Consider the following 5,217-nt stretch of genomic DNA (forward strand, 5'->3'; position numbering starts at 1 on the left):
GGCGGGATTGGATTGCTCGGGTGATGGTGAAGCTGCTGGCAACCATGGCGTCCAAGCCAACTTCGCGGGTGTCGCCTTGGGCGACGGTGTTCGTGGCGATCAGACCGAGGACGCCATTCCTCTGCAAGAGCGAGGTAGCACGGACGAAGAAGTAGGCCACGAGATCGGCTCGGCCGCCGCTGCCACCTGTCGCTAGCACGTTTGACAGCCAGTCACGAACGTTGCCGCCCATTGCGCCGGAGATCTTGATACCTCCCAGGAACGGCGGGTTCCCTATCACAGCATCGAATCCGCCGTGGTCCACCATGACATCCGGTGCCACGAGCACCCAGTGAAGCGGCGCCCAGCGCTCATAGTCGGTTGGGACCGTCGGTGTGAGCCCGCGCGCGACGATGGCGTCAATGAAGGAGCGGTCGCATTCACCAGATTCCGGGTAGGCGGCGCGGACTGCAATCCGGAGGTTCTCGTATGCCTCGTTCAGCGCTTTACCTGGCTTCCCACCGAGGGTCAGGCCCGCTGCTACGACACCGTCGGCGATCGAACGAAGGGTCGCAGTGATCTCACGAAGCTGAGTGAGCTGGCGCGTCTTGGCTGCCGCATTACGGCCGGGATCCGACTCTTCGATCTCGGTCGCCAACCGCTGCCTCAGCTCGACAGCTCGTCGAATGATCGGGTCGATGTCGACATCGAAGATGTCGAACATCTGCTGGTCGGACACTCGCGATGGATCGATGTGCAACTGCCGAAGCTGGTCAAGGCTGGTCAACCCGAGCAACGAGTTGCCGAGGAAGACCTTGTCATCAACGAAGGAGAACGGTAGGTCCCGATCGAGAGAGACGAGCCAGAGAGAGAGTTTGCACATCTCGACGGCCATGTCGTTGATATCGGCCCCGTACAGACAGTTCGCGACGACCTTCCGGATGGCGCGGGTATACAGGTCTGTACGCCCGGTGTTGGTCGGGTCTTCCTCGGTCCAGGCTTCCACGACGCGTTCAGCGAGATATCTGGCCGCAGCAACCAGGAAGGCGCCTGAGCCGCAGGCGATGTCGGCGACTTTGAGACCCAGCAATTCGTCCGAGGACTTGAGACGCCAGTCATCCTCATTAGCCGTCTGATGCGGACCCGGTGAGTAGCAAATCGGTTGGAGAGTGTGGAGGACGACCTCCTCTGCGAGGGACCTGGGCGTGTAGTGGGCTCCTGCGTTCTTACGGGACGGGGTCTCCGTGACAAGAAGGCCCCCGTCAAGGACGACGAAGGGGCGTCGTCGGAGATCGAGCCGAATCAATCCGAGCCAGGGCTTGACCCGGTCTCGCAACGACAGATCGTCACCGACCGCTTGAGTCAGCGCGCTGACAACACTCGGCTCCGGCTCGACACTGACGCCCTTCGCAATCGCGGCAATTGATTGTGGCTTGGCCGATGGCTGATCGGCCTCGACGAAGCTGCGGATTGCAGCGGCGAGCTTCTTCGGGTCTACGTGCCTGGCCGCTAGCGCTTCAAGCGTGGCGAGTGGGATCTCGGGCTCCACGCCGAGCGTGCCCTTGAGCCCAACGATGACCTCGCTGGCATCAGTCACCGTGTAGCCAAGTAGGCCCTCGTAGATATAGCCGATCTGCTCGACATCGATGTCACGGAAGGAGATCCTGCGCGCTTCGCCTTTGATGTCGGCGATCTGGACCGAGCGGAGGACATGCAGCATGACTCGGTCCGAGACCCTGATCGCAAGGGTGCCCTGCTCATTGGTTTCGGTGAGGAAGGGGAACCGGCCAGGCTCGAAGAGCGAGCCCCCATAGGCAGGCATCCGGAGATTCTCGAAACTAGCTCCTCGATAAAGCGCATTGCTGGTCGCAAGCAGACGGTGCCAACTCAGGGATGTGGCATCGAGCGCCTCCTCGCTGTCTGCCGTCTCTCGGATGACAAGTTGATCGAGTTCGCGGGCAATGCCATATCCCTGATCGAACAGCTCACCGGATGGCAGAAGCCCACGTTCCTCGGCGAAGAGCAGGAAGACAACCCGCATCATCACGGTGACGGCGGCTTCGTAGCTGTCGTGTGTATGTTCAGGAAGCGGGTCGGGAAGACCACGGCGGCGTGCATCCGCGGCAGACTCGGAGAAGGACTGGACTAGCAGCTCAACCGCGCGGCGAACCTGCGCGCCGAGTGCCTCGGTGATCTCCTCAGCTGCGGCGACCGATTCTTCGAACAAGACGGGGAGACGCTCGGCTGGGTCACCGCCGATGAGGTGCTGCCGACTGATGAGGGTCAGGAAAGCGTCGCGGGTCCGCGGTTCCTCGATCCACGTAAGGGAATCGATGATCCCGGATGCAGCCATCGCTCCCTCACGGGCACACACCAAACCCCACCACCGACCGTCTGTGACGATGCCGATCGGAATCTTGTGCTCGCGCAGCATGACGTCGACTCGGTCGATCGGGTTCGCGGCCCAGAGATCGCCGGGCGTCTGGCGGAGCGAGTCGACCGGATCGATGACGTTGGACTTCCCCCTGTTTGGCGGACACCTGACCTGAGGTGGCCACTGGTCACCAGGGAGGATGTCGTTGTGCCTGCTCCTCACCCGCCTGAGTTCCGTCGTCGTGCGGTCGAGCTTGCTCGTGAGCGGTCCAAGCCAGTTGCTGCGTTGGCTAAAGATCTGGGAATTTCTGAATCGTGTCTGCGTCGGTGGATGGACCAGGCCGAGACCGACGATGCCGGTGGTAGCGAGACGGCGTTGAACAGCCGGGAGAAGAAGGAGCTGGTCGAGCTGCGCCGGGATAAACGGCGCTTGGAGATGGAGGTCGAGATCCTGAAACGGGCGGCCGCCTATTTCGCCCAGGAGAACGTTCTCCCAAAATAGTGTATGGGCTGGTCCACGAAATGGCCGATGACGGGATTGATGTCGCGGTGGCCTGCCGGGTGCTGAAAGTGTCGCGGTCGGGATACTACGACTGGCGTGGCCGGCCGGCATCGGCGCGGGAACAGGAAAACACTTTGCTGATGAAGCTGATCGAGCAGATCCATGCCGATGAGGACATGAAGACCTACGGTGCGCCGCGGGTGCACGCCGAGCTGGTGTTGGGCCACGACCTGCAGGTGAACCACAAGCGGGTGGCCCGGCTGATGCGTCAGGCGGGCATCCAAGGCCTGTATCGGCGGCGCCGGTCGTGGACCACGATCCGGGACCCGAAGGCCACCCCGGCCAAGGACCTTGTCCACCGGCAGTTCACGGTGGACGGCCCGAACCGGCTGTGGCTAACCGACATCACCGAGCATCCCACCGTGGAGGGCAAGGTGTACTGCGCCGCGGTCATGGACGCCTGGTCCCGTCGGATCCTGGGCTGGTCGATTGATGACAACATGCGGAAAGAACTCGTTGTCGACGCCCTCGGAATGGCAGTGCTGCGTCGCAATCCCGAAGGTGTCGACACTAACACCATCATGCATTCCGACCACGGTTCACAATTCACGTCATGGGCTTTCAGTCAGAAAGTCTATGATGCTGGGCTGGTGCCGTCGATGGGCAGTGTCGGTGACTGCTACGACAATGCGATGATGGAGTCCTTTTGGGAACGGATGCAGCTCGAGTTGCTCGATTCTCGGGTATGGTTCACTCGGAACGAACTTGCCAACGCGATGTTCCGGTGGATAGAATCATGGTATAATCGGAGACGTCGGCATTCGAGTATTGGAATGCTGTCACCGATAGAGTTTGAAACCCGTTCCACAAGGTCAGACCGTCCGGACTGACCCCCAACCCCGCAATACCGCTTCTTTAGAGTTGCATGGGTGTAGTTTGGTTGTGTGGCTGGTGTGACACGTGAGGTGAAGGCCGGGCTGGAGCGGTTACCGGATCGGATCTCGATCGGGGTGCTGGCGCGGGCGTTCCCGCCGTCGGTGCTGGACGAGGTGATCGAGGCTGCCGGGGTGCGGGAGCTGCGGTATCGGCGGTTGCCGGCCCGGCTGATGATGGTGTTCACGCTGGCGTGCTGGCTGTTCATGCGGTCGGGGTACGGCCTGGTGCTGTCGAAGCTGGCCGACGCGCAGGCGATGCAGGGTCAGGGGTGGGGCGACTGGCAGGCCCCTGGGACCGGGTCGATCACGAAGGCGAAGGCCAAGCTCGGCGCTGAGCCGTTCAAGCTGTTGTTCGCCCGGACCACGACACCGACCGGCACTGCCGAGACGCCGGGAGTGTTCCATGCCGGGCTGCGAGTGGTCACTGTGGACGGGTTCACCCTGGATCTGCCCGACACCGCTGAGAACGCCGAGTTCTTCGGACGGGGCGGCAACGGCAGCGGAACGCGTAATCCGTACCCGCAGTTGCGGGCGTTGGCGTTGGCCGAGTCCGGCACCCGGATGCTGCTGGCCGCCAGCTACGGTCCGGCCAGCACCGGGGAACAGACCCTGGCCGTCGATCTGCTGCCGGCGCTGGGGCCGGGGATGCTGGTGCTGGCCGATCGCAACTTCGCCTCCTGGAAGCTGTGGCAGGCGACCGCCGGGACCGGGGCACAGCTGCTATGGCGGATGTCGGCCTCGTTCACCCTGCCCGTCCAGCAGGTGTTGCCCGACGGCACCTACCTGTCCCAGCTCACCCCGCCACGCACCAGCGACGGGGCACCGATCCAGGTCCGGGTCATCGAGTACAGCGTGACCACCACCAACGACACCGGTCAGCAGACCTCCGAACTGTTCGCGTTGGCCACCACCCTGCTCGACGAGCAGGCCTATCCTGCGGTCGGGCTCGCCCAGCTCTACCACGCCCGGTGGCAGGCCGAGACCGGCATCGCCGACCTGAAGACCACGATCCGCGGCGGCCCCGAGGTAGTGCTGCGTTCCCACAGCCCAGCCATGGTCGCCCAGGAGTTCTGGGCGATGCTGTGCGTCTACCAAGCAATCCGCGAACTGATCAGCCACACCGCGACGCCGACCGGGCTGGACCCCGGACGGATCAGCTTCAAACGCGCCCTCGAAGCCGCCCGGGACTCGGTGACCCGAGCGGCTCTCTCCCCCCTGCAGGACTGGCCCACGCCCTCAACCACCTCGCCCGCCAGCTGACCAAGCCCGGCAACCTGATCCCAAACCGGCCCAGCCGAACCGCGCCACGCGCCCGCAAACGCGGCGGCTCCCACCGCTACGCCCGCCGCAAGGACAACCAGCGCCCGACCCGCACCGTCAACCACACGATCATCCTCCACCCACTCAAACCTTAAAGAAGCGGCATTG

The 5,217-nt window shown here is 63.4% G+C and carries 4 protein-coding genes; 3 read left to right on the forward strand and 1 reads right to left on the reverse strand.

Annotated features, from left to right (window positions below; genetic code table 11):
- Positions 1-2,413, reverse strand: a 2,413-nt coding sequence (locus ACE4YL_RS07005) for an Eco57I restriction-modification methylase domain-containing protein (protein ID WP_461369429.1), incomplete at its 3' end; no start/stop codon positions are given.
- 147 nt (positions 2,414-2,560) lie between these two features.
- Here ACE4YL_RS07005 and ACE4YL_RS07010 point away from each other — a divergent pair.
- The 3 genes from ACE4YL_RS07010 (at position 2,561) to ACE4YL_RS07020 (ending at position 5,049) form a co-directional block, all read left to right on the forward strand.
- On the forward strand, positions 2,561-2,854 hold the full coding sequence (locus ACE4YL_RS07010) for a transposase (protein ID WP_461369430.1): 294 nt from the start codon (positions 2,561-2,563) through the stop codon (positions 2,852-2,854).
- A 20-nt stretch (positions 2,855-2,874) separates the two neighbouring features.
- Entirely contained in the window at positions 2,875-3,744 is an 870-nt protein-coding gene (locus ACE4YL_RS07015; RefSeq protein WP_461369431.1) for an IS3 family transposase, read from the forward strand.
- A gap of 75 nt (positions 3,745-3,819) precedes the next feature.
- Entirely contained in the window at positions 3,820-5,049 is a 1,230-nt protein-coding gene (locus tag ACE4YL_RS07020; RefSeq protein ID WP_461369432.1) for an IS4 family transposase, read from the forward strand.
- Positions 5,050-5,217 lie beyond the last annotated feature (168 nt).

Origin of the sequence: Candidatus Darwinibacter acetoxidans, assembly GCF_041936445.1 — a bacterium.
GTDB lineage: Bacteria > Bacillota > Limnochordia > Darwinibacteriales > Darwinibacteriaceae > DTU010.

What these genes read in the sequence shown, in the direction of transcription:
- ACE4YL_RS07015 (WP_461369431.1), top strand. Translation starts at nt 2,875, where the DNA reads ATGGCCGATGACGGGATTGATGTCGCGGTGGCCTGCCGGGTGCTGAAA.